This window comes from Flavobacteriales bacterium, assembly GCA_025210295.1.
Taxonomy (GTDB): domain Bacteria; phylum Bacteroidota; class Bacteroidia; order Flavobacteriales_D; family Parvicellaceae; genus S010-51.
On record JAOASC010000046.1, the window covers coordinates 131,051 to 157,800 of the forward strand.

At 33.7% G+C, this 26,750-nt stretch carries 24 protein-coding genes; 18 read left to right on the forward strand and 6 right to left on the reverse strand.

The window, feature by feature from the left end; translation table 11 throughout:
• Positions 1-11: 11 nt before the first annotated feature.
• Positions 12-1,805, forward strand: coding sequence for a hypothetical protein (locus N4A35_14440; protein ID MCT4582612.1), 1,794 nt, complete (start codon positions 12-14; stop codon positions 1,803-1,805).
• On the opposite strand, the gene crcB is transcribed toward N4A35_14440, so the two are convergent.
• The 3 genes from crcB to N4A35_14455 are packed head-to-tail and all read right to left on the reverse strand — an operon-like array spanning position 1,786 to position 3,283.
• Positions 1,786-2,151 (reverse strand): fluoride efflux transporter CrcB, encoded by a 366-nt coding sequence (gene crcB / locus N4A35_14445; protein MCT4582613.1) that lies wholly within the window; start codon positions 2,149-2,151, stop codon positions 1,786-1,788. The two genes, N4A35_14440 and crcB, sit on opposite strands and share 20 nt — an antisense overlap.
• The gene (locus N4A35_14450; protein ID MCT4582614.1) at positions 2,142-2,711 is read right to left on the reverse strand and encodes a phosphatase PAP2 family protein; all 570 of its coding nucleotides are present in this window, start codon (positions 2,709-2,711) and stop codon (positions 2,142-2,144) included. The genes crcB and N4A35_14450 overlap by 10 nt, the downstream gene beginning before the upstream one ends.
• Positions 2,708-3,283, reverse strand: coding sequence for a DUF3109 family protein (locus tag N4A35_14455; protein ID MCT4582615.1), 576 nt, complete (start codon positions 3,281-3,283; stop codon positions 2,708-2,710). The genes N4A35_14450 and N4A35_14455 overlap by 4 nt, the downstream gene beginning before the upstream one ends.
• A 269-nt stretch (positions 3,284-3,552) precedes the next feature.
• Here N4A35_14455 and N4A35_14460 point away from each other — a divergent pair, with 269 nt between their 5' ends.
• The 4 genes from N4A35_14460 to N4A35_14475 all read left to right on the forward strand — a co-directional run bounded on the left by N4A35_14460 (position 3,553) and on the right by N4A35_14475 (position 6,484).
• Complete coding sequence (locus N4A35_14460) at positions 3,553-3,843, forward strand: hypothetical protein (GenBank protein ID MCT4582616.1); 291 nt, start codon at positions 3,553-3,555, stop codon at positions 3,841-3,843.
• A 14-nt stretch (positions 3,844-3,857) separates the two neighbouring features.
• The gene (locus N4A35_14465; protein ID MCT4582617.1) at positions 3,858-4,145 is read left to right on the forward strand and encodes a cell division protein ZapA; all 288 of its coding nucleotides are present in this window, start codon (positions 3,858-3,860) and stop codon (positions 4,143-4,145) included.
• 112 nt (positions 4,146-4,257) lie between these two features.
• Complete coding sequence (gene rny / locus N4A35_14470) at positions 4,258-5,799, forward strand: ribonuclease Y (GenBank protein MCT4582618.1); 1,542 nt, start codon at positions 4,258-4,260, stop codon at positions 5,797-5,799.
• Between the two features lie 10 nt (positions 5,800-5,809).
• On the forward strand, positions 5,810-6,484 hold the full coding sequence (locus N4A35_14475; protein MCT4582619.1) for a class I SAM-dependent methyltransferase: 675 nt from the start codon (positions 5,810-5,812) through the stop codon (positions 6,482-6,484).
• On the opposite strand, the gene N4A35_14480 is transcribed toward N4A35_14475, so the two are convergent.
• A complete protein-coding gene (locus N4A35_14480; protein ID MCT4582620.1) occupies positions 6,461-7,543 on the reverse strand; it encodes a hypothetical protein in 1,083 nt (360 codons plus the stop codon). The two genes, N4A35_14475 and N4A35_14480, sit on opposite strands and share 24 nt — an antisense overlap.
• Positions 7,544-7,631: 88 nt before the next feature.
• Between N4A35_14480 and N4A35_14485 the strand changes: the two genes are divergently transcribed.
• From N4A35_14485 to N4A35_14505, 5 genes are all read left to right on the forward strand, one after another.
• Complete coding sequence (locus tag N4A35_14485) at positions 7,632-8,609, forward strand: SDR family oxidoreductase (GenBank protein ID MCT4582621.1); 978 nt, start codon at positions 7,632-7,634, stop codon at positions 8,607-8,609.
• 36 nt (positions 8,610-8,645) lie between these two features.
• Complete coding sequence (locus N4A35_14490; protein ID MCT4582622.1) at positions 8,646-9,893, forward strand: oligosaccharide flippase family protein; 1,248 nt, start codon at positions 8,646-8,648, stop codon at positions 9,891-9,893.
• A gap of 20 nt (positions 9,894-9,913) precedes the next feature.
• A complete protein-coding gene (locus N4A35_14495; protein ID MCT4582623.1) occupies positions 9,914-11,185 on the forward strand; it encodes an oligosaccharide flippase family protein in 1,272 nt (423 codons plus the stop codon).
• A 179-nt stretch (positions 11,186-11,364) separates the two neighbouring features.
• The gene (locus N4A35_14500) at positions 11,365-12,411 is read left to right on the forward strand and encodes a hypothetical protein (protein ID MCT4582624.1); all 1,047 of its coding nucleotides are present in this window, start codon (positions 11,365-11,367) and stop codon (positions 12,409-12,411) included.
• 1 nt (position 12,412) lies between these two features.
• Positions 12,413-13,561 carry a glycosyltransferase family 4 protein gene (locus N4A35_14505; protein MCT4582625.1) on the forward strand — a complete coding sequence of 383 codons (1,149 nt, stop codon included), beginning with the start codon at positions 12,413-12,415 and terminating at the stop codon, positions 13,559-13,561.
• Here the strand turns inward: N4A35_14505 and N4A35_14510 are convergent.
• A complete protein-coding gene (locus tag N4A35_14510) occupies positions 13,537-14,742 on the reverse strand; it encodes a hypothetical protein (GenBank protein MCT4582626.1) in 1,206 nt (401 codons plus the stop codon). The two genes, N4A35_14505 and N4A35_14510, sit on opposite strands and share 25 nt — an antisense overlap.
• A 5-nt stretch (positions 14,743-14,747) precedes the next feature.
• Between N4A35_14510 and N4A35_14515 the strand changes: the two genes are divergently transcribed.
• From N4A35_14515 to wecB, 3 genes are read left to right on the forward strand one after another with little or no spacing between them, the layout of a single operon-like run.
• A complete protein-coding gene (locus N4A35_14515; GenBank protein MCT4582627.1) occupies positions 14,748-15,977 on the forward strand; it encodes an O-antigen ligase family protein in 1,230 nt (409 codons plus the stop codon).
• Positions 15,978-16,009: 32 nt separating this feature from the next.
• Complete coding sequence (locus tag N4A35_14520; GenBank protein MCT4582628.1) at positions 16,010-17,017, forward strand: glycosyltransferase family 2 protein; 1,008 nt, start codon at positions 16,010-16,012, stop codon at positions 17,015-17,017.
• Between the two features lie 27 nt (positions 17,018-17,044).
• Entirely contained in the window at positions 17,045-18,187 is a 1,143-nt protein-coding gene (gene wecB / locus N4A35_14525; GenBank protein MCT4582629.1) for a UDP-N-acetylglucosamine 2-epimerase (non-hydrolyzing), read from the forward strand.
• 29 nt (positions 18,188-18,216) lie between these two features.
• Here wecB and N4A35_14530 read toward each other — a convergent pair whose 3' ends face one another.
• Complete coding sequence (locus tag N4A35_14530; GenBank protein ID MCT4582630.1) at positions 18,217-20,928, reverse strand: tetratricopeptide repeat protein; 2,712 nt, start codon at positions 20,926-20,928, stop codon at positions 18,217-18,219.
• Positions 20,929-21,086: 158 nt separating this feature from the next.
• Here N4A35_14530 and N4A35_14535 point away from each other — a divergent pair, with 158 nt between their 5' ends.
• From N4A35_14535 to N4A35_14555, 5 genes are all read left to right on the forward strand, one after another.
• Positions 21,087-21,989, forward strand: coding sequence for a M23 family metallopeptidase (locus tag N4A35_14535; protein ID MCT4582631.1), 903 nt, complete (start codon positions 21,087-21,089; stop codon positions 21,987-21,989).
• A 63-nt stretch (positions 21,990-22,052) separates the two neighbouring features.
• Positions 22,053-23,582 (forward strand): formylglycine-generating enzyme family protein, encoded by a 1,530-nt coding sequence (locus N4A35_14540; GenBank protein ID MCT4582632.1) that lies wholly within the window; start codon positions 22,053-22,055, stop codon positions 23,580-23,582.
• An 8-nt stretch (positions 23,583-23,590) separates the two neighbouring features.
• Positions 23,591-24,958, forward strand: coding sequence for a T9SS type A sorting domain-containing protein (locus tag N4A35_14545; GenBank protein MCT4582633.1), 1,368 nt, complete (start codon positions 23,591-23,593; stop codon positions 24,956-24,958).
• Positions 24,959-25,022: 64 nt separating this feature from the next.
• Entirely contained in the window at positions 25,023-25,442 is a 420-nt protein-coding gene (locus tag N4A35_14550) for a SufE family protein (protein MCT4582634.1), read from the forward strand.
• A 3-nt stretch (positions 25,443-25,445) separates the two neighbouring features.
• The gene (locus N4A35_14555; protein MCT4582635.1) at positions 25,446-26,699 is read left to right on the forward strand and encodes a pyridoxal-dependent decarboxylase; all 1,254 of its coding nucleotides are present in this window, start codon (positions 25,446-25,448) and stop codon (positions 26,697-26,699) included.
• Positions 26,700-26,750: the final 51 nt, after the last annotated feature.

The window sequence follows — 26,750 nt, forward strand, 5'->3', positions numbered from 1 at the left end:
TAAATATTTTAATGAAGCTATCAACACCCAAAAATTTCAGAATAAAACCAGAATTCATTTTCTGGTTTTTCTTGTTTATCATTGTTTTTGGTCTAGGTTTCAATTTTAGAATGCAAACTTTTGACATTCAATACAACAAAGACAAATACAATGTCATAACATCTGATGGAACGGGCTATTACTCCTACCTTCCCTCAACATTTATTGGAAAAGAATTTCAAACCAGCAACGACCCTAATCATTACCTTATCTTTGACGGAACTCCAGAAACACATCAAAACAAGTATTTTGTTGGTTCTTCGATACTGATGCTTCCATTTTTCGGAGCTGCACACTTGTACACTTCGGTCAGTTACTCAATTTCTCCTGAGACAAGCTACCCTCCTAATGGCTACTCATTTCCTTACCATCTTGCCATTTGTTTTGCAGGAGTCTTCTATTTAATTCTTGGGTTATTTTTAATTAAAAAGCTTGGGATAGCTATGGGGATCAAGAAAAGCATATTGTTTTTTCTCATCATCGTATTTGCTTTGGGGACTCAACTCTTAGAACTCTCTTCTTATGAAGCTTCTTTTTCTCATACCTATGCTTTTTTCACAATAGCTCTTACCCTTTATTTTTGGAATAAATTTACAATCGCTCCCAACTTACGACACTTTCTTATTATTGTTTTCTTATTAGGGTTACTTCTTCTAATTCGACCTACTGACATTCTAATTGTACTAGTACTCCCAATCTTTTTAACATTAAATGGCTGGACTCAAACATTAAACTGGCTACAACAACAACGTATTGCCTATGTTTATATGCTTTTAATTGGCGGAGCACTCTTACTCATTCAATTAACCTATTGGAAATTACAATCTGGGGCATTTTTTATTTGGTCATATTCTGGAGAGGGGTTTGACTTTAGCCAACCTGAATTTATGAATGTATTATTTTCCTACAAAAAGGGATTATTTATATACACTCCTTTGGTTGCATTATCCTGTATTTACCTTTTTTTAGGAAATTTGACATTCAAAATAAAAAGCTGGCTCATCATCTTTTTTATAATCAACACTTATGTTATTTCCTCTTGGTGGTGTTGGTGGTACGGAGGGAGTTACGGTATGCGCCCATGGATGGATTTTTTACCAATTATCATCATTACATTAGCTTTCTACCTCAATCAACTAAAGAAAATCTATCTATACATTTTTTATCTTCTCGCTCCACTTTCAATCCCAATCAACATTATCCAGACCTATCAATACAGTTGGGGTATTATGCATTGGGACCAAATGACTAAGGATAAATTTTGGCAAATCTTTTTAAAAACTGACCGAGCATTTGATTTTATAACCTATGACCCATCAGATCATTATAAAAACTATCAAGTTATAGACTCCATTACGGTTCCTATTCTACCAACACGTGATTCCATCCACTTTGTTGAAAAACATCAAATGTTCCATACTTTATTGGAAGCTCCATCTGACTCCCTTTTCTCTGACACATTAGGAACTTATGTCAAAATTAATTTTAAAGGAAAAGTTGAATTCATGAGAGAATGTGCTGTACTTACCTGTAATAAAAACCTAAATACTCCCGATCAAGTTTCTCAACAATCTCAACGTATTATCGGCTACATTAGAAGAACCCAAGAATGGATAAATTCAGAGGTTGTATTTGACTTAGGCCCTCGAAAAGCGGATGAAAAAGACTTTAGCATCTTCTTTTATAACAATCAAAGAAATCACTTTTGGTTTAAGGATGTTTCCATCTCCTTTTATAACTACCAACTCAAATCGAACGATGGGTAAAAAGCCATAGCACAAATAGACAAGACACTAGACTTATTATCACATTTAGCAATGCAAAAACATAATCCCCATTTTGCATTAAATCTAATGTTTCCTTACTGAACGTAGAAAAAGTACTAAAACCACCACAAAAACCAATTAAAATCAACCCTCTCAATTCTGGAGAAGTTATTTTATGATGAAAAACTCCAACGATCAAGCCCATCACTACACAGCTCAATAAATTCGCGATAAAGGTTCCCATAGGAAAATCACCATTCCAAAACAATGTGACTAATTTTGATACCCCATAACGAGAAACGCTACCTAACCCACCTCCAATAAAAATGGCTAACATCATTCCCATTTTAGTAAACTTTTATTTGACACGAAATAAACTCCCCATCCAATTAAGCCTCCCAATATTCCTCCAACAAAAACATCTGATGGGTAATGCACTCCTAAATACATTCTACTATAAGCTATTAAACCGGCCCATGCCAACAACCAATAAATAATCACTTTATTTTTTGCTTTATAAAACAACCCTAAAGTTGTTGCTATTGCAAACATATTGGCCGAGTGAGAAGAAACGAAGCCATACAGCCCCCCTTTATAATTGTTGACAAAATGCAAAGACTTAGACAACTCTAAATGATGAGAAGGACGATATCGTTGAAAAACTTCTTTAAATAAATATTTTGCACTTAAATCTGCTAAACCTACAGCAACTCCTCCCATTACAATCATTAACACTCCTGTTTTCCACCCGTAAAAACGAACTGCTATTACAAGAAAAAAGAGGTAAAAAGGTATCCCAAATTTAGCGTCACTTACCCACCACATAATCTGATCCCAAAAGGGACTGTGCCAACCATTGATAAACAATAGTAACTTTTGATCAATATTTTCTAAATATTCTATCAATTTTTCTTTTCCAACTCTAAATCAACTCTTTCTAAATCTTGGTAAAATGACTCTCCAAACTTTCTGACAATAGGTTCTTTCAAGAATTGATAAGTTTTAACATTCAATTTTTCACCAAGTTTACAAGCATCATTACAAATATTCCAACGGTTATAATTAACAGCTAGGTAATTACGTAATTTAGCAACCCTAATTGGATAAAGATGACATGATATTGGTTTTTTATAGGTGATATCACCTTGGTTATAAGCCTCTTCAATCGCACACTTTGTGATGTTATTCTCATCAAAAAAGACAAAAGCACATTCAGCTCCATTGACCAAAGTTGTAACAGGTTCATTATCTTGATCCATATAAAAAACTCCTGTTTTTTTGACAGCTTCAATTCCTTCTTTTCTCATATAAGGAAGAATGGCTTCTAAATGCTCTTCTATAATTCCGACTTCCTCCTCTTCCAATGGAGCTCCATTATCTCCCTCTACACAACAAGCCCCTTTGCAAGCATTTAAATCACACACAAAACGTTTTTCAAAAACATCTAATGAAATTAATTTATCATCAATCTCAACCATACCCAGTTCTATAATTATTTTAAATATATCTAAAAGCGAAATTATACTTTTTTCTCAAGATAGGAATAAAACGCAGTCGCTTTTTTCAAACTATTTAACAAGCCTCTTTTCTCTTTTAAATCCACAAACAATCAACAGCTCCTATTCCAAATTTTGAGCAAAAATAAGTTTGTAAACATCCCCTTTTTAAGAACTCCTCCATTTTTTATCCGAAATACAAAAACAATTTGTAACTTTGTTTGTGAACCAAATACAATTTAATTAATTCAATGGAGCAAAATGCGAATGCTTTGGATCGTTTAGGAAATGCTGTTCAGGAATTGATGGACAGGTATCAGCAGCTAGAGACTATCAACACAACGTTGAGTCAAAATGTTACTGAATTAAATGAGCAGTTGAGTAAAAAGCAGAATGAGATTGATACGATTAATGAACAGTATAAGGTTTTAAAAATGGCAAAATCTTTAGAGGGGGCTTCAAGTGAAAACAAGGAAGTAAAACTGAAGATTAATGAAATGGTAAGAGAAATAGATAAGTGCATTGCACTACTTAATAAATAATTGAAATTAACAACATGAGTTCGACGCTTTCTATAAAGGTTAATATTGCCGGAAGGACTTATCCACTTACGATAGATCGTAGTGAGGAGGAGGTCATTAGAAAAGCTGCTGATGCTATTAATAAAAACATCAAAGATTTACAGTCTAATTATGCTGTAAGGGATATGCAAGATTTAATTGCAATGACGTCCTTACAATTTTCCACTGATTTGTTGAAACAGAATAAAACTGTTGAGCAAGAGAAAAACGATCAAAAAGTGGAAGCATTAGTCCAAAAAATTGATCAGTTTTTAAATCAATAATTTTCTTTCCTTTTTATGTTTTGCTATTTAGTTAGTGTGTAAACAAGATTAATTTAAATGTTCAATCGGTGTAGCAATTGCTATACACAAAAACAAATAGAAAAAAGTAAATATGGAACCAGTGAGTATTATTATAGGAGTGGTGATTGGGATTATTGCGGGAATTGCTTTTGCTTATTTTTTCTTAAGTAAGGGTATTAACTCCAAAAAAGAGGTTATAATAAAAGAAGCAAAACTTGAAGCTGAGTCAATAAAAAAGGACAAAATATTGCAAGCCAAAGAAAAGTTTTTATCGCTTAAAGAAGAGCATGAAAAGACGATCAACAATAGAAACAGAAAACTTCAAGAGCGAGAAAATAAATTCAACCAAAAGGACAAGAACCTGAATAAAAAACTTGATGAGTATACCCGAAAGGATAAAGAAGCGACGCGTTTAAAAGACCAATTAACAAGACAAATTGAAGCTTTTGAAAAAAGAAAAGAAGAGGTTGACAAAGTACATACCAAACAAGTTCAAGAGCTAGAAAAACTAAGTGGTTATACTAAAGATGAAGCAAAAGATCATTTAGTTGAAGCACTTAAAGACGAAGCCAGAACAGATGCTATGGCTTACATTCAAGAAATCCAAGAGGAAGCAAAGTTGAACGCCAATAAAGAAGCCAAGAAAATTGTTATCCAATCTATTCAACGCGTTGCAACAGAGAAAGCTGTTGAGAACTCAGTATCTGTCTTCAACATTGACAGTGATGAAATGAAAGGTAGAATTATTGGACGTGAAGGAAGAAACATTAGAGCTATTGAATCTGCTACGGGAGTTGAAGTAGTTGTAGATGACACACCAGGGGCAATTATGCTTTCTTGCTTTGACCCAGTAAGAAGAGAAATAGCAAGATTATCTCTACACCAATTGGTTGCTGATGGAAGAATTCACCCTGCTAGAATTGAAGAAGTCGTTGCTAAAACACGAAAATCTTTAAATGAAGAGATTATAGAAACAGGAAAAAGGACATGTATTGATTTAGGTATTCATGGTTTACATCCTGAGTTAATTAAAATGGTAGGAAGAATGAAATACCGTTCTTCATACGGACAAAACTTATTACAACACTCAAGAGAAGTCGCTAATTTGTGTGCTACAATGGCTTCTGAACTGGGGCTAAATCCAAAAGTTGCTAAACGTGCAGGATTATTACACGATATCGGTAAGGTTCCTGAGAACGAACCAGAATTGCCACACGCTATCTTAGGTATGAAAATGGCTGAAAAATATGGTGAAAAAGCAGATGTTTGCAATGCTATAGGTGCTCACCATGATGAAATTGAAATGACCACCTTAATCTCTCCAATTGTTCAAGTATGTGATGCTATCTCCGGTGCGAGACCAGGTGCGAGACGAGAAGTTGTAGAATCTTACATTCAGCGAATTAAAGATTTAGAAAACGTAGCCTTAGCTAAAGAGGGGGTTACAAAAGCTTATGCTATTCAAGCTGGAAGAGAGTTAAGAGTTTTAGTTGAAAGTGAAAAAGTATCTGATAAAAGGGCTGATGAACTTTCTTTTGAAATATCTCATCAGATACAAACTGAAATGACATATCCGGGGCAAGTTAAAGTAACTGTCATTAGAGAGAAAAGAGCGGTAGCATACGCGAAATAAGCGATTTTAAATGGACCAAGCGTTAGTAAATGACATTATCCAATGGGATATAGACAATTGGTCAAAAGCTCTACCTTTTTGGGAAGAGAAAATTGATTTTAACAAACATAAGAAAGCCCTTGCTTTAGGAGAACGGGAAGGAGGGCTTTCTTTATGGTTAGCGTTGCTAGGGATTGATGTTATGTGTACTGATTATCATAAATTTCCTGAAACACCTTTGCCCCTTCACAAAAAACATGCGATTACAGATCAAATAAAATATGGGCAAGAAAATGCGCTAAACCTTTCTTTTAAAGCCAACAGCTTTGATATTATTGTTTTTAAATCTATGATAGGGGCTTTAGAAAACCCTAGCAATCAAAAAAAGGCTTTTGATGAAGCTTATAGAGTTTTAAAACCAGGAGGAATCCTTATTTTTGCAGAGAATATCAAAGCCACACAAGCCCATCAATATGCTAGAAAAAAATTTACATCATGGGGCAATAGATGGTATTACCCAACGATAAAAGACCTCCAAAAGTATTCATTTAACTTTGAATCTTTTCAATACCAAACAACAGGCCTTTTATCTCCTTTTGGTAGGTCTGAAAAACAACGTAAAGTTTTGAGTAAATTAGACCATTTTTTTTGTACTGTTACCCCTAATGAATGGAAATATATTTTATTTGGAGTTGCCAGAAAGTAACTGTTTATAGCGGTCTCTTTGATTGTAAAAACTGTAAACAAAATCCGTAGAACGTAAAAATCTTATTTTCCCTTCTGCTAAACGTTCTATTTCTTTCATGGTCTCCACATTATTATAATAGGAAGGATAAACACTTGAAGCGATCTTGATTATTTTTGTGGTATCAGCTATTAACTTGTACTTTTTTAAATAAGCTAACAAATAAGTTTCTATAGCTTCCAAACTCATCTTATTATAAGCTTCAGCAAATATCCCTGCACAAAATAATTTTTCATGCTCATTCAACTCTTCATGAACTTGACTAGTCATATCACTTAAACGATGAATAACTTGGTCTCCATTTGTTCTGATATAAGAAAACGCCTTTCCTTGAACACCTTTAAGAATAAAATGAACATGAATATACGCCACCTTTCGAGTCATTGGCAACACTTCTTTTCCGTCTTCAAACTGAAAACTAGCAATATTAGATAATGAAGTCAACACCAACTCATCACTTTCACATAAAGCCTTACCCTGTTGATCAAATAAACAAACAGCATCTTTAGTTATTTTAACCGTTTTAATTACTGTATCTAATTTTAGCTCCAATTTATTTTGGTCAATCAGTTGATACACACTCTTTTTTAAATCAGCAGCTCCTCTAATTGGATATAAATAATTTGAAGGAACAAGGGAAAAACGTACATCTGGAGCTTGGATTGTTGTTTTTATATTCTTTACTCCTTTTATTATTTTTTGGGCTGAAAGCACATTTGCTTTGTAATCGTATGGGATTAACCACCTTTTATAAGCTATTGTTGGTTGTGGTGCTAATGAGGTTAATTTAATATTTAGCAACTTTCTTATAAGTTGATAGGTTGATTTTTCGTAACTCCAAATATGACAACCAGCTTCTACTTCAGGAAAACCTTTATGCTTTACAGTAGTCCATGCTCCACCTGCGACTGATCTTTCATCAATATTAAGAACAGTTTTGTTTTCTATTTTTTTTAAAAAGCAAGCCTCAATCAATGAGATCGGACTTGTCCCAACAATCACCACATTACACCTATACATAAAAACACCTAAATCGAGCCAAATTTACAATAAACTTAGTTTGATTCAAATGATTAATGTATTTTTGGAAAAACTTAGTTTAACAAACATGATTACAAACAAAAGAGTACTTGTTACTGGAGGAGCTGGATTCATTGGTTCTAATATTATTGAAAAATTATTAAAGCAAAACAATAAGATTGTTTGTTTAGACAACTTCTCTACTGGAAAAATAGAAAACATCGAACAATTTATCCACAACGATGACTTTACTCTAATAGAGGGGGATATCCAGAATTTTGAGACGTGTAAAAAAGCTTGCGAGCAAGTTGACATCATATTGCATCAAGCAGCATTGGGTTCAGTTCCAAGGTCTATTAATGATCCCGTTACGACCAACAATGTAAACATTACAGGTTTTCTAAACATGCTTGTTGCTGCTAAAGAAAACAACATCAAACGTTTTGTCTATGCTGCAAGTTCTTCTACATATGGAGATTCTATGCAATTACCCAAAATAGAGGAGAATATTGGTAAACCGCTCTCTCCTTATGCTGTTACTAAATATGTAAATGAACTATATGCTGGTGTATTTTCTTCGCTATACGGTCTAGAGTTAATCGGTTTACGTTATTTTAATGTATTCGGGAGAAGACAAAATCCAGAGGGAGCCTATGCAGCTGCCATTCCTAAATTTGTAACAGCTTTTATGAAGCACACTGCTCCAACCATTCATGGAGATGGAACGCAAACAAGAGACTTTACATACATTGACAATGTAATACAAGCCAATGAACTTGCAGCTACTACGACTAATGTTGATGCCTTAAACCAAGTCTATAACGTGGCTTGTGGAGAAGAAACAGTTTTAAACGATTTAATCAGTCAGATAAAAGCCCATTTAACAACTTTCGATGCTGAGATTGAAACCATTTCTCCTGCTCACATTGCAGAACGAACAGGAGATGTTAGGTATTCTCTAGCCTCTATCGAAAAAGCCAAAAGGTATCTAGGTTATAAGCCTAGTCACACATTTAGTGAAGGACTAAAAGAAGCAATAGAATGGTATTGGAATAATTTAAAATAGTTCTTGACGTTTATTAAGAATATTTACTGCACATAGATGAAATTTATCAATGATTCTTATATTAAAAATGTAGGTATTCTATTTTCTGGGAATGTTTTTGCTCAACTTATCCCTCTTGCCTTAGCTCCTATAATCACTCGATTATTTAGTCCCGAAGAACTAGGAATACAAGGTAACTTTATTGCACTGGCAACGTTAATCAGTATTGTTGCCAATGGCAGGTTGGAATTGGCTATAGTGCTCCCCAAAAAAACACAGGAAGCGATTCAACTGTTAAAGGTTGGCTTAAAAATTAGCATTATCGTTTCCCTTTTAATGTTGGCTTTGCCATTATTAGGGAGCATCGTTGAAGACTTTTATAAAACCAACTATTTACAGCGATTTCTCCCTTTAATCAGCATTACTGTTTTAACCATTTCTTCCCACAATCTTCTTATTCAATGGTTGGTTAGATCTCAACGCTTTCGTACGATTTCTACGATAAAAGTGCTGCTCTCATTATCCACCAATGTTTTGTTTATTCTATATGGATGGCTCAACTATAAAGCTGAAGGGTTAATCTACGGGTATCTGTTAGGTTTTATTTTTTCTACAATTGTTTTATTTTTTATTATTCAAAGAGGAATTAATTGGAAGGCAACCACTTCAATGAGTACTTTAACATTAATAAAAAAGTATAAAGATTTTCCGTTAATCAACAGCTTACATGCCTTTTCAGATATTCTATTTTCAGAATTTATCATCTTAATCATCATTACTCATCACTTTGGAATTGCTACTACAGGAATTTATGTCATCATGGTAAAATACCTAAAAGCACCTACCCGATTTATAGGCAGTGCTATAGGGCAAGTATTTTATGCTGAAGCGAACATTGCGTTTCAACAGCAAAAAAACACCACTCCCTATTTAAGCAAATCTATCTTAATTGCTCTAATTGTTGCACTCCCTCTTGTTTTATTCATTTTATTACTAGGGCCACAATTGTTTGAGTGGTATCTTGGAGAAGCTTGGAGTAAGGTTGGGGTATATGCTAAATATTTGATTCTTCCCATTGCACTTGGATTAATTTCATCACCAATATCTTCTATTCCCTTAATTTATAACCAACAAAAAAAATCCTTTGTCATAAACTTAATAGGAATGACATTAAGCGCCTTAACTTTTTATATTGCAGCCGCTTCTTTTTCTTCCATAACTATTGCTTTATTGGCTTTTTCCATCCCACAAACTATACTATACCTTTATTTATTAATCTGGTATTATCAACTTTCTAAAACTTAAATTCGTATTTTTGCGGGCGCATGTCACTATTTAAGCAGCTATTTAAATCTGATTTTATTAAAAACTCTTCCATTCTAATAATGGGAACAGTTTTGGCTCAGCTTATCCCTATTTTAGCTCAGCCATTTATCAGGAGGGTTTATACAGATGCTGAAACTGGCCGTTTAGATTTATACATGAGTTTTGTAGCAATATTGGCTTCATTTGTTCACCTCAATTATGCCAAAACGATTGTGATTCCCAAAAGCGAACAATCAGCCTCAAATTTATTAGCTGGATCGGTAGTCAGTAGCTTTGTTGTGTCGTTCTTCATTTTGATTATTTTTTTATTATTTGGTGAATCGATTTTAATTTTTTTCAATCTTCCTATTGCGTTTTTACCTTGGATGAAATTTATTCCTTTTAGTATCTTTTTAATTGGTTCCTACAATTCTATTACATTTTGGTTAACCAGACAGAAAAAGTTCAAAGCTATTGCCCTAAATAAATTTTCAAGAAGAACAGGAGAAGCAGGGACGCAAATACTGGCTAAAAACATTAGCTCAAACGGGCTTATTATTGGAGTAATCGTCGGGGACATCATTAACCTTTTTAGTAATTTAATTCAACTAAAAAACACCTCTTTCAGTTTCAACAACCTCTCATTTCAAAAAATTAAGTCTGAATTTAAAAACTATAAAGACTTTCCTATCTATAGTTTATTACCAACAGTTTTGAACACATTAAGCTCCAATCTCCCTGTGATTATGATTACCTCATTTTTCTCTGATAAAATAGCAGGTCAGTTTGGTTTAAGTCGAATGGTTTTAGCAATTCCATTAGCGTTAATTTCTGTTTCCATATCGCAAGTATTACTGCAAAAAGTTGCTGAAAAGCGCCAAAACAATGAGAACGTCAAGTTGTTGATGAGAAATGTATTGTTTTTTTTAGGAGGTATATCAATTATTGGTACCATCATTATTTATTTTTTTAGTTCTCCTTTATTTAACATGGCATTCGGAGGTAAATGGGAATTAGCAGCAACGTTATCTCAAACACTAATTTTTTATTTTAGCATTTCATTTATTGCCACTCCTATTTCTGTTATTTTCATTGCTTTTGAAGAAGTTAAAATTAATAGTATTTGGCAAACCATGCATTTTTTAGCTATTGCTTCACTCTATTTCTTCCAACACCTCCCCATTTTAGAGTTTATTCAAACATTCACAATCATCAACATTATCTCTTATAGCATCTATATCTCTCTTACGTATTATATCATAAAAAAATACCACCAAAGCATTTTAAAATAAAATTTTACCTTTGCCAAAATTTTTGAATGATTCTATTTCTTAAAAGACATACCTTATTTAGCGTATATACCTTTATACTTTTAATTCTGGGCTATGGTATGTGGGAAACATCGGGCAGTAAATACTTGGCTAACCTAGGTATTTATTTTTTCTCCTTTTCTGCATCTTACTTTTTAGTCTTGAACTTAATAAAGAGACGAGCGCATTTATTGCAATTTAAGTTCAACATCAAACTGTTTAAGTTTGAATATATCATTGCATTATCCGTTATGCTAATTATTGCCCATTACCTCTATTTGGGTTATATCCCTGTCATTCGAGCTATGGGGCTAAACACTATTGACGAGATAGCCTGGGTACGGACTAATATTACAATCAACAACAATACTTTCTTCAATTACGCTAGCAGCATTTTAATTAGAGCCGTTCTTCCTTTTACATTGCTTTATCTTGCAACACGAAAACAAACAGCTTTATTAATCGCCCTAAGTTTACTATTTAGTTTTTATGCTTTTTCTTTAATGCAAAAAAGTTATATCGTTACGCTTATTTTACCAACTTTAATTTACGCGATCTACAATAAAAAAATTATTCAATCTGTTTTCAACTTATTTTTAATTGTAGGGATAATATTAAGCATTGGCTATATCAGTAACCCCAAGTTAAACCCAACCAAACAGCCTCCTAAACCAACGACAACAATTAAAAAGAAAACTCCTCCCCCTAAAAGTACACTTAGCCCTATTCTATTGGGGTTAAAAAACAGGGTACTTGTTGTCCCGGGAAGAATGGTTTCGAATTGGTTTGACCACGTCCCCAACACGCTCCCTTTTCTTGGGGTAGATGGCTATAGAATCATTGCAAAAATCCGAGGAAAAGAGCACCATGATTATGGAAAAGACTTATACCCCATTATCAGTGCTAAATTTCATAAAAGAGGATTAACTGGGACCGTAAATGTAGCTAGTTTTATGTATGAATATGCATATTTTGGAAAACTAGGGTTAATTTTATCTGGCCTTATTCTTTCTAGTATTATCGCTTTTTGTGAAGTACTGTTTTCGAAACATTTTATTTTAAAATTAGCCATTAACCTTTATCCTATTCTTATTTTAAGTTCAACAGCTTTAACCACCTCTTTATTATCTGGTGGCTGGATCTTTTTAATTCTTTTATACATTACCTACCAACATCATTTAAGTTTTCAGTCCCTTAAGACAGTATAATATGGCAGCAACAAACAAGACAATTGCATTATTGGTTTTTAACAATTTTAAAAACGATAGTCGAGTACTAAAAGAAGCCCTTTCATTATCCAAAGCAGGATATAACGTTGAGGTTATCGCTCACCATGATAAAGGACTTGAAAAAGAAGAAAAAATAGGGGAAGTAACAGTGAAACGTGTGAGTTACTTAGACCGAACAACAGCTGGCACATTCACTAAAATCATAGCATATATCCAATTTATTTTTGCTGCTTTAAAACAAACTAAAAATGCTGATTTTTTACACTGCAACGACTTAAACACCTTACCGATTGGATATTTAGCAAAAAAAGTATACCGCAGAACAGTCAAAATTGTGTATGATGCTCATGAATACGAAACTGAAGTCAATCACTTAAAAGGATTCAAACAGCAGTTAATCAAATTTGAAGAAAGGCAACTAATTAAACATGCTGATGCTACCATTACTGTTAGTGATGCTATTGCCAAAGAGTATAAAAAACTTTACCCTAATATTGATACTCCTAGACTTGTTTTAAACTGTCCAAATTACAAGAAAATAGAAAATCAAGATTTATTTCGAAAACATTTTAATCTCCCTGAAGACGTTACGATCTTCCTTTTTCAAGGAAACCTAAGCAAAGGAAGGGGAATAGAGTTAACTATTGAAGCTTTTAAAAATGTTTCTGACAAAAAGAATGTGATTGTTTTTATGGGCTATGGGAATTTAGAAAACCTAATTAAACAAACTGCCCAAGAGGAATCTAATATCTTTTTCCACGAAGCTGTTCCTCAAAAAAACTTACTTAATTATACCACTTCAGCAGATTTTGGTATCCTTTTCTATGAAAACAGTTGTCTTAACCACTATTATTGTTCTCCCAATAAAATGTTTGAGTACATTATGGCAGAAATACCTGTTATCATCTCAAATCTTTATGAGATGAAGAAAATTATTAACCAATACAAAGTTGGAGTAATCGCAGAAGAAAACACTCCTGAAGGATTGATAGAAGCGATAAAAAAAGCCAGTCTTTTAGACAGAGCTGAAACCCATCAGAACTTACTTCAAACTAAACAAATTTACAACTGGGAAAACCAAGAAAAAGAACTTGTTGAGATCTATCACACTTTAGATGCTAACAAATAGTTTACAGCATTAACAAATAAAGGCAAAAGGGTTTGCTGTTTGTCTTTTAAACAATAATCGGAAGAACCAAAAACAAATATTTGCGGATTGTTTTGTTGTTTAAACTCAAACACTCCGCCTGTTTTATCTGCTCCATCCTTTTTTTCACAGGGAACACTCACTATTTTTTGATAAAAACAGTAGGGATTCCCACCTACTAAATACGCTGCACTTCCTAAAACTTTAGTAATATTCCCCATATCACCTCCTTTAAACACAGGATGACTCAACTCATTGATATAAACCTCACCTTTCCCTATATTTTTTCCTCCAAAATTAGAATTAATCATTGTATATAATTCACTACAACTATCAACCTTTCCTTTCCAACTCTGTAGCTTATCATCATTTCTTGCCATTTCAGAGCAACCAGATACCTGAAATCGACCTTTTATTTGATCGTAACAAAACTTAGCATAAAAAATATCTGATGAGGCGATTAATAGCTTGCCACCTCTTTCAAGGAATTCCTTAACATTTTTCATCATCAATGGCGACCAAAAAATTAGCCTTCCGTATAAAACCAACAGTTTTGTTTTTGAGATATCAAGAGAATGCTCAAGGTCTAAATCTGAGACATAATTAACGGTATAGGTCTGCTCTATCTTGGAAAAAAAAGGAGCAAGACCTTTTGTCCATTGATCCAATACTACACTTCTTTGTTCACTAATAAAAGAGGAATCAGACTCGAAGATTCGCTGCTCATTACTAGGGGTATAAAAATGTTTATTCATTAAAGGCACTACAACAGTAATATCAGCCGCTTCTTCTGATTTTACGATAAAAGGATGTTTCTTATTCACGACATAAATACCTGAAGTAAAGTTATTTTGTATAGCTATAGTTTCTGTTTTATAACCTTGAGTTAGGAAGTCTACATTATCAAAATAATCGTATGTTTTATGAACATCAACCGCTGTATCCAACACTGTATTATTCGTAACGACATTATTGACATTTAACGGAAAACGAGCAACACTTGCATTAGAAGTAATCTGGAAGTTTATTTCCTGATTCTCTAAATAAGCAATTGGCTTAAAAATTATTTCTGTACTTTTGTGAGACGAGATTTGTTCTTTTACTATAAAAATAAATAGAACAACAAAAATGATAATTTTTACTATTTTTAAGTCTTTAAACATTTTAAATGCCCATTAGTTGGAACAAACTCAAAGATAAAGCAAATTATTATCTAATTCTATTTATTGCTTTTTTTATTCCTTTAAAAAAAGAAGCGATAGCTCCTTTGATTATCCTTTTTTTTATCAGCTCCCTGTGGAATAAAAGACCTCACCTGAGACTCAACATTAATTGGAGGGTTTTTATTATTATTGGTTTTTATTTTTTTGGAATTCTCAGTCTATTCTATGGAAAAAACACCTCTAATACCTGGTTTAACAATGAAATTAAACTCTCCCTTTTTGTGTTTCCCGTTGCCTTTTTAATCAGCAATCTCGACTTTAAAAGTATTTACAGGTCTATTTTAAAAAGTTTTGTTGAGGGGACTTTAATGGCCATCATGCTTTCCCTAATCAATGCTATCATCCGCTATTATTACGAAAGAGAAAGTACTGTTTTTTTCTACAGTGAGCTTTCTTATTTTGCACATACAAGTTACTTTAGTCTATATTTAAATTTTGCAATATCCATACTTTACTTTTTCTGGTTCTCACCATCTAAAAAAAATTACATCCCTCCCTACCTTAACTTTGGACTTTCTTTTTTCTTTAGCTTAACGATCTTATTGTTAGCTTCTAAAACAGGGGTTATTACCATGTTAATCACCCATTTAATTGGTATTGGTTTTTGGGTTATCCGCTATAGAAAATTTAAACAAGCCGCTATCCTCTTAGGAGCCTTATCCATCTTAATCTCCGTTGGACTCTACCAATCTCCTCAAGTTGTTAATCGTCTAATAACCATGAAAGATTCTATTCTCAATTATAATGGCACGCCAAATTCATCAAGCACTGTTCGACTTGCTGTTTGGTCGGAAGCGATAGAACTTATCAAAGCGAAGCCTATTCTTGGATATGGCGTTGGAGATGTTACTGATGAGCTTACCAAACGATATGAAGAACGTGGTTTCTCTGTGCTTGCTAAAAAGCATTTAAACAGCCACAACCAATATATACAGATCCTAATTGGTTCTGGTGTTATTGGTTTATTTTATTTTTTATTTCTCATTATTTACCCTTTCAAAAGTATAGGCAAGCCAGTAGACCTACTGATTTACCTTTTCTTTTTCCTATTAATTCTGATTAACTTCCTTACAGAATCTATGTTAGAAACACAATCGGGCGTGGTCTTTTTCGCATTTTTCATTACCCTCTTCTATAGTTTAGCCTCAGAACAAAAACAGATCCATAAAATTTAATTAAATTTGTAGGCCAATCAACAAAGATAATTTTGAAAGTAGCTGTTGTTATACCTTGTAAAAATGAAGAAAATTACATCGAGAAATGTATTTATTCTATTTTAAACTCTAGTTATCCAATAGACTTAATAGACATTTATGTTTGTGATGGGTTAAGCACTGATGCTACCCCTCGAATAGTTGAAAATATAGCCCTAAAGCACCCTCAAGTTCATTTATTAATCAATCAAGCTCAAACCACTCCCCAAGGATTGAATTTAGGGCTAAAAACAGCGACTAGCGATCTTAAGATTATACTTGGAGCACATGCTGAGGTTGACAAAGAGTTCATTAGTGAAAATGTAAAAGCCATTCAAAAGGACTCCAGTATTGGCTGTGCAGGTGGAGTAATTCAAAATGTTTTCGAAAATAAAACATCAGAAATAATTGGGGCTGCTATGTCTTCTCCATTTGGTGTTGGAAATGCACATTTTAGAACTGGCGGAAAAGAAGGTTTTGTTGACACTGTTGCTTTTGGAGCCTATAAAAAAGAAGTCTTTGAGACTATTGGCTACTTTGATGAAGAATTAGTAAGAAATCAAGATGATGAGTTTAATTTTCGGTTAATCAAAAATGGCTATAAAATATGGTTATCTCCAAAAATCATTTCGCTTTACTATGTAAGGGCTTCTTATCAAAAACTATTTAGGCAATATTATCAGTACGGATATTGGAAAGTTTTTGTCAATAAAAAACACCAAACGGTTACCTCTATCAGGCAATTAATTCCTTTATTTTTTGTCCTATTTTTAATTTTTGGATCGATTTTATCATTTCTGAACATCTACTTATTGGGACTTTTTGTCCTGACACTAGGATGTTATTTTATCTTAGGACTTTATTTTGCTAAAAAGGTCAGTAGCTTTAAACAGCTATTCCCTGTATTTTTTACATTTTTGGTTCTTCATATCAGTTATGGTTCAGGCTATCTAAAAGGGATTATAGACTTTATGCTACTCAATAAACAACCCCAGAAAAAGAGTATGGAACTTACTCGTTAATACTATTTAGAATATTACTAAGGATTTATGAAAATTATAACAATTATTGGAGCAAGACCTCAAATTATCAAAGCGGCAGCATTAAGTAGAGCTATCTCTAATCACTTCGCTGACACTATTTCTGAAATTATTGTTCATACTGGACAACATTATGACCAAAACATGTCAGAAGTTTTTTTCGATGAATTAGGAATACCTAAGCCGACTATCAACTTAAATATTGGCTCTGGATCCCATGGCAAGCAAACAGCCTTAATGATAGAAAAAATCGAAGAGATACTCATTGAGGAACAGCCCAATGCACTTGTTGTATATGGCGACACCAACTCTACCTTAGCAGCTACGATTGCCGCATCTAAAATTCATGTCCCTATAGTACATATTGAAGCTGGACTACGTTCATTCAACAAAAAAATGCCTGAGGAAATCAATAGAATCATGTGCGACCATGCTTCTTCTCTTTTATTTTCGCCAACAAAAGCTGGCTATCAAAATTTATTAGCGGAAGGTTTTAAAGCTTCATCATCATTGCCATACACAGCCGATAATCCAGGTATTTTTCATTGTGGAGATGTGATGTATGACAACAGCTTATACTTCTCTGAACTCAGTGCTAAAGAATCTACCATAATCGATGATTTAGGACTTACTAAAGGAGCGTTTATTTTAGCTACTGTTCACCGAAATGACAACACCGACAACAAAGCGCATCTAACTGCTATTTTTGAAGCTTTTGAAAGTATTGCAACCCAGCATAATCAGACGATAGTTCTTCCATTACACCCTAGAACAAAAAAGATGTTGCACCAGTTATTTAGTGAAGCATTTGTAACTAGCTTATTAAGTAATAAAAACATTCAAATTATTGAACCTGTATCATTTTTAGACATGATTGCACTTGAAATGCACAGCAAAATGATTATCACTGATAGTGGAGGGGTTCAGAAAGAAGCGTTTTTCTTTAAAAAACCATGTATTATTCTTCGACCAGAAACTGAATGGATTGAATTAGTAGAATGTGGAGCTGCTAAAATCGTTGGTGCAGATAAAAAGCTAATTCTGGAGAGTTTTGATTATTTTGAAAAAGCAAATAACCTTTCTTTTCCTGAGTTGTTTGGTGATGGAAAGGCTGCTAAATTTATAGGAGAACAACTATTAACGAGTCTATAAACCAACTTAACTTTTTCTAAAAGCAATAATTATTGAAGATAGTTTTTATTGAAGAATGTCACGTATTCTTCAATATTTTTCTCTACATATAATGAAGAGAAATTTGTTTCAGTGATGATAAAGAAGTCAAACGATTGGTTATAATCTTTGACTTGTTTTTTGTTCACCTTAAAAGCTACGTAATAATCCATTGCATCTTCTTTATCTTTGAAAGATCTCGTGACAACAACTTGTGTATCTTGATCTACGAAACTACTTTTAACTGATAAGTTTTTAGTTGAAAAGGATGCTTTATTAAAATCAGACACTTTTGCTTTTGCTTTATTAATACTTCCTTTATTGTTTGGAAACACTAATACAAAAAAGTGAGTTGCATCAGTAGCATAGACATAGGTACTTTTCCCAGCTTGAGCATCTGAAACAGATTGAACATTTCTTAATTTATCTAATAGTGCCTTAGCTGGTTCATACACCTCATCTCCTTTACAATGTTGAACTACGTCACTTAACGCATTTTCTAAAGGTCTCAAACTATCTGAATTAGCATACTTTTGACCAACTGCAACCGCCTTTAAATAATAGTACTTACATTTATAAACATTCTCCTTTTCTGACTGAATGACCTTATTACTTAATTCGATGACCTTATCATATTGTTTTTGTGTATAGTAGCTATAGGTCGTTTTATAATCTTCAGCATTTTTTGACCCAGCCAATTCAGCTTTCTGCTTGTAATTTGGATCTTTTATAATCTTAGCGTATTCAGAGTTAGGATAATCATTTAGTATAGTTTGCTTATACTTTTTCATTTCCTCTCCATTCGTCATTAAATAAAGTTGATATAATCCAGCTATTGCTTTTTCATTGGGTAAAAACCTACGAGATAATGCTTCAAAACTCTTTTTAGCTTCAACTTGATTATCCAGCTTAGTTTTATAAACTTCACCACACTTATACAACGAATTCATGACATCTTGATCAATTTGAGCCAATTTATTATTATCATTACAAGGCAATGTTTTTAGGTAATAATCGACAGTAAATTCCTCTGACTCTTCGTTCTTTTCTTCTTCCCCTCCATCAAAATCTAGAGAACTCTTATCAGATCTTCTCCAGTTGTCTTCCAGTTTTCGGTCTCCCCAAAGTGATTTAAAATCATTGAAGCCTATTTTTTTCAGATTTGCGTCAAATGCCCAAAAGGTTCCAGAAGGTGTCCCAGTATTTGATGGTGCTGTTGCATTAGCATTTTGCATTGCCAATAGTCTTCTGCGCTCATCTTCAGCTTCTTTCTCCAACTTTTTTTGCTCAATAATATCATCTATTTTAGACAAAAGCTCTTTGTCTGACAACTTACACAAACTCGTTAAACTATCTCCTTTTTGAACTATATTAAGATTTTCAACTAACTCAGATAAACTCTTATTGGTTTCTGAAATACTTTCGTACTCAAAATGATCTTTCGGTAAAACGGCCATTGTACTATCATAGTACTGTTGTGCTTTTGTATAGTTTTTTTCAATATAATACAACTTACCTAACCTTAAAAAAGATTTACTCTTTTGCACTTTATTGGCCTTACTAACCATTACCGACTGTTCTAAATAAGCAATTCCCTCTGGCCTATTCCCCGCTCTTAGTTCTATATCTCCTAAAGCATAATAGATTTGATCATGATAATCTATATTTTTATCATCCTTTAGCATTTTTAATAATTGAGCTTTAATGCTTTTACTATCCCCACCACTGTATGCCAAAGCTCTATTTATTTTAGCTTGAAAAGCCATATCATAAACGGGATTTCTTTTTACAACTTCTGCATAAAGTTCAGAAGCTCCTTCCCCTCCTACTTCTTGAAGCAACTGAGCTAAAATAAACAGTTGACGAGTTTTAAACTTCCTTTTCTTTGTGACCTCAATTGAAGCTCGTAAAGCCTCTTCTGCTTCTTTATATTGCTTTTGACGTAAATATAAATCTGCTACAACAGGCAATAAATCTTGTTCAAACTTTTTGGGTAATGCAGGAATTTCATCCGTTGGCCCTTCCTTTTTCTTTGACTTTGACTTTGATTTTTTTCTTTTTCTAGAACGACTTGAGCTTCTTTTTTTAGCTTTTTCTTTTGCTTCTTTGGCTGCCTTTTCTGCATCCTCTTTTTGCTCTTTTAGTTCTTCTTTAACATTTTGTAATTCATCTAACACTTCCTTAGCCTCATCAAATTGCTCTAATTCGATTAATGTTTTCGCTCTCCATAACTTTGCGGTATGAGAGATAGAAGCTGTTTTATATTGCTTTTCAATAAAAGAAAACTTTTCTATAGCTCCTTCAAAATCACGTTTATAAAATTGAGCCTGACCGATTACTAACCAGTTATCATCAATCCATTTACACCATTCAACATTTTTAAACTGCCCAACTTTTTGTTTAGGCATACTGTTACGGGCAATAACCGTTTCGCACTTACTAACAGCAGTATCCATTGGAGAATAAAATGCTTTTGACTCTTCATCATTTGCATAAATAAACAATGGTATAATTTCAGCATAATTTTCCTGACGATTCAGCTCAAAATCGGTCATTGTTTCTTTAATGATCTCTCCAGCATTAAAATAGCCATTGTAATGCGCTGTGGTATTGTGATAGGTTCTATTAATCCACGCGTCTTTCTCTGTAGAACACGATTGAACAACAGCAAAAAACAGTATAAAAACTGCTATAAAATGGTGATATTTAGTTTTTGTTTTCAAAACAGTTTACGAATATAAGAGTAGCGGTGAACAATAACTAGATTATCTAGCATTTATTTTATTTCTAGTACATTTTTTTATGCCTACAACTCAATAAGTGATGTTAAATTCTGTTATTTAAATTATTTTCTGCTCTTTTTTTTAGCATATTTGTATTGATGGCAAAATCAAACAAGCAAAATAAAAACGAAGACATTAGTTTCTTGGATCGAATCAGAAAAAAAGATCGACTTGTAGTCGTGGATTTAGACACCTATGAAGAAATTCGTCACTTCAATTTTTCTGCATTAAGCATCATCATCTACTCCCTCTTCTTGGCTTTTATTATTGTGCTTATCACTTGGCTTTTGATTGCCCTTACCCCTATTCGCCAAACGATTCCTGGCTATCCTAACATCAGTCAGCAAAAAGAACTCTCATACAAGAATAAAAAAAATGAAGAATGGCTGGCCGCTCAACAAAAAAAACTTAACCAAGAACACATCTATTATAAGAATTTACACACCATACTTTCTGATAGCATTGTAAAAAATACGGTTAAAGAAAATGCGGATAGCACAGCGACCGAGATTCAACTACAAAACTTTGAAATATCTAAAAGAGACTCGATTTTGAGACAAAAAATAGATGAAAAAGAAAAATACCTTATCAAAGCCAATAATGCCAATCAAAATCATAAAAATGACTTAAATGGGGTGTTGTTTTTCCCGCCACTTAACGGAACCATTTCCGACAGTTTAAATACCAAAATTGGTCACTATGGTGTTGATATTATAGCTCCTAAAGATGAACCCGTGAAATCGACATTGAATGGAACAATTATTTTTGCTGATTGGACGCCAGATAATGGAAACGTAATTCATGTCCAGCATGCCCATAACTTGATATCTGTATATAAACACAACGCTGTATTACTAAAAAAAGTTGGAGATTATGTAAAAACAGGCGAACCAATAGCCATTATTGGAAATTCAGGTAAACTCTCTAGTGGTCCTCACTTACATTTTGAGCTTTGGCATAAAGGAATTGTTTTAAACCCAGTCAACTACATAATATTCTGACAAAAATCATATTTTAATCGTTTTTTTTATATTTTTGGGCTAAAATTATAGCTTATAAATTTTATGAAAAAACACACCTTATCTTTACTTGGGCTTTTTACATTATTCATCCAGATATGTTTTGCAAATAATGTAACCGTAGACAACGTCAGTATTACTGGACAAAATTCTGTCAGCAATTATAAATTTGTTGAATTTGATTTAAGTTGGGAAAATTCTTGGAGAACATCAGCTGGTCCAAGTAACTGGGATGCCGTTTGGGTTTTCTGTAAATATAGAGCAACTTCTTCTTCAACTTGGAGCCATGCAACGCTAAACACTACTGCTGGAAATCACACTGCTCCATCTGGATCTACCATTACTCCTTCACCTGATGGTATGGGAACTTTTATCTATCAAAATGCTGATGGTGCTGGAAATGTTGATTTTGACAATGTACAATTAAGATGGGAATATGGTACTGATGGTTTATTAGACAATGATAGTGTAGAAATTTGCGTATTCGCCATCGAAATGGTGTATATTCCAACAGCTGCTTTTACTTTGGGGGATGGAAATTCAATTTCTTTAGAAAGTACAGGAGCTTTTCATAGCCCATACAACACTTCTAATCCCGTAACGATTTCAACGACTTTAGTTTCTGATGTCCATACTGATGCTGGATATGATGACAGTCAACTAACAGGTAATGCCACATTGGGGATCGGAATTGATGGCGATGGAGGAATAGACACTAATGATGACGGCACAATAGATAATACGAGTTTTCCTACAGGCTATAATGCGTTCTATATCATGAAGCATGAATTGAGCCAAGGACAATATGCTAGCTTTTTAAATAAACTAACTACAGCTCAAGATGCTAGCCGTTTTTACAATACTACCAGCTACAGACAAACAGTATCAGGTACACCAGGTGGACGTGTTGCTAGTGCCCCAAACCGAGCTATGAACTACACAGATTGGCCAGATTTAGCAGCTTATGCTGATTGGGCAGGACTTAGACCAATGACAGAGTTAGAATTCGAAAAAGCTGCCAGAGGAACAGAATCTAGTGTTACTGGTGAATATGCATGGGGAAACACTTCTTTAACAACTTCTATTTATACATTCTTATATGATGGAGCAGCAAACTCTTCTGTTTCTAACATTTCAACTGGTATTGGTAATGCTCAATATGCAACGACCGACAATAATGCTGTAGGACCTTTAAGATGTGGAATTTTTGCTGCAAGTAGCCCTAACCACACAAGAATAGAAACAGGAAGTAGCTATTATGGAGTCATGGAATTATCAGGAAACGTAATGGAATACTGTGTTACATTAGGACGCGTTGGAGGAAGAAGTTACACTGGAAATCATGGAGATGGTGTATTGAGTTCAAACGGTTTTGCTAATGAAACGACTTGGCCAGGATTAAACTCAGGTGTTGTAAGTCATACCACTGCTAGTTATGGTTTTGGATTAAGAGGAGGATCATTTAACGTTGCGAATACTGCAATGCCTATATCTTATAGAGGATATATGAATACCTCATATTCTAATACCAATTCATATTATACAGGTATTCGATTAGTAAGAACTGCGCCATAATAAGCTCTGTGATTAGACTTCTATACCATTTCTTATTCATTAGCTTATTCATTGTAATAAGTGCTTCTACTTTGTGGAGTCAATCTCCTATGTTTTATGGAGGAGGTGGCAGCTTTTATCCTAGTAATTGCTATGAGGAAAACACCAGTACTACTTACAACATGTACTCAGGAGGCTGGGGAAACTACACTTCAAATTTAGCTTGTCATGAACAAACTTCTGCCGAAGGTAATAGGATATACTATGGTGGTGCTGGAGCTGCTCAACCAAGCTATTGTTTTCTAGAAAACGCAGCTACTCATAACGATCTTTTTTATGGTGGGGATGGAAACTTTTCGAACTTATCTTGTTATCATCAACCTGGACAAAACGCCGCTACAATGTTCTACGGAGGATCGAGCTCTGCCATAGCTTTTTACTGCTATGAACAAAATAACACAATCAGTAACACCATGTTTATGGGAGCGAATGGCTCTAACATATATGTTAATTGTTATGAAGAAGGAATCACTCCTTTTTATAGTATGTATACAGGTGGAGATAGCTACAACAGCAATGTATTGTGTTATGAAGAAACAGATATTGTCAACAACTCTTTTTACAAAGGAGGATCAGGAGATGGCTTTGATGTTAATTGCAGGATTCAAGATCAAGCCTTAGGAAGATTTCTTTTTCAGGGTGGTAATGCTGATGGTTACAGCGTTAATTGTTTTACTCAAAACAACGCCAATGTTATTGGAATGTTTAAAGGAGGGGCAGGAACATCAATAAACTTAAGGTGTTTCCAACAGTTAGACTACTTGATTGTACCTTTGCCTGTTGAAATTTTAGATTTCTATGCTACTAAGACTAAAAAAGAAGTTCTGTTAAATTGGACAACTTCTTCTGAAATTAATTCTTCTCATTTTGAGATAGAAAGAGCTGGTAATGATTTAGTCTTCGACTTTTTAGAGGAGACTTCTGCCGCTGGGAATAGTAGCGAAGAACTCCATTATTCTTTAACAGATTTCAATCCAATTAAAGGGCTTTCCTATTATCGCTTAAAACAAGTTGATTTAGATGGTAGTTTTGTATACAGTAAAATTATTGCTGTCAATTTTAAACATAAGAAAGCTGCTCCATCTTTGATTATTTATCCTAACCCAGCTGAAACAAAAACAACAATCCAATTCAACAGTTTTGATGATGAATTAATTGAACTTTCTGTTTATGATATTTCTGGACTAACTCTTGTTAAGCAGCAAATCAACACTGCTATAGATGGAGCTATTTATGAATTCATCTTTTCTAATCGATTAATCCCTGGAACTTATATTATCTCGGCAAGAGGTGTTAACACTCAAACGATCATCAATCAGAAACTCATAATTCATTAAATACTGCCATAACTCATATAATTGAAAAATATTATAATTATTTTTGTGGCTAAATTTAGTTGTTATGAGTATCGAAGAAAGAGAAAAAGAAGTCATTGAAGAGTTTTCATTTTTTGATGACTGGATGGACAAGTATGAGCACATCATTGAATTAGGAAAGGACCTACCATTAATAAATACTACTTATAAAACTGACGATTACTTAATCAAAGGCTGTCAATCCAGAGTATGGGTAAATGCCGACTATGATGGGACGAATGTGAGTTTTACTGCAGACAGTGACGCTATTATCACCAAAGGTATCATTGCTTTATTGATAAGGGTTTTAAGTAACCAAACTCCTAATGAAATCCTTAATGCTAAACTAAATTTTGTAAAAGAAATTGGCCTACAAGACCATCTATCTCCAACAAGAGCAAATGGTTTGCTGGGAATGATCAAACAAATTAAGACCTACGCTTTAATTTACGCTAAGAAGGGATAAAATATGCATTGGGACAAATTGACACACGACGAAATCAACAATAGAATTCAACAAGCTATTGGCGAAAATATTAATTATAGAGATACTCCATTATTAGGAATTCCAGGATCTTTTCTTGATGAAGAAGAATTCTACCCTGAAGCTCCTTTTCTTGAAGACTCACCATTTTTGGCCACTTTTGTAAACAACCCCAACCATATTGGTTGTCATACGGTTACCAAAGAGAAGTCTGAACCTTTTTTTAGGGGAACTCAAAAATTAGAATTAGAAGTCATTAAAATTTGTGCTGAAGAAATCTTAAAAGGAGAAGAGGATCAACAAGATGGTTATATAGCCCCAGGTGGTACGGAAGCAAACCTTCAAGCGATTTGGCTTTATAGAAATTACTTTCAAAAAGAATACAATGCTACAATTGATGAAATAGCCTTAGTCTACTCTGAAGACAGTCACTATTCTATGCCCAAAGCAGCTAATGTGCTAGGATTAAACCAATATGTGATTGCCGTAGATTTTGAATCTAGACAAATAGATCTCGCAGACCTTGACCAACAGATAAAAGCCGCTCAAACAAAAGGAGTTAAATACTTTATCGTGATTCAGAATATGGCAACGACCATGTTTGGATCAGTTGATCAAATAGATCGAGTAACCAACTATTTAGTCGAAGAGAACATCAACTTCAAACTTCATATTGATGGAGCTTTTGGTGGGTTTATTTACCCTTTTACCAACCCTAAAAACCCCTTAAATTTTACCAACAAACATATTTCATCGTTTACTTTAGATGGTCATAAGATGTTGCAAACCCCCTATGGAACAGGTATCTTTTTGATTAGAAAAGGCTACATGCAATATGGACTTACGGATGAAGCTAAATATGTTTCTGGAAAAGACTATACGATATGTGGTAGTCGGTCTGGAGCCAATGCCATTAGTATTTGGATGACTTTAATGACACACGGAAGTATGGGATGGACCGTAAAAATGGAGCATTTACTTGATAAAACAGCTAGTGTTTGTAGCAAACTAGATAAATTAGGCATTGAATACTTTAGAGAACCCAAAGTAAACCTGATCACGATTAAAGCTCCATACATTTCTACTCAACTTGCTCGGAAATATAACTTAATTCCCAACACTTCTGATGAACAACCGCAATGGTGGAAAATTGTTGTCATGCAACATGTAAAAAAAGGGGTACTGCAACAGTTCTTAAATGAACTACAAGCAGAAAGAAGCTTAATTAACGGCATCTAACTTATGTAATTGTAACAGTTTTGTCATATTTTTGACATTAGCAACTTTCAT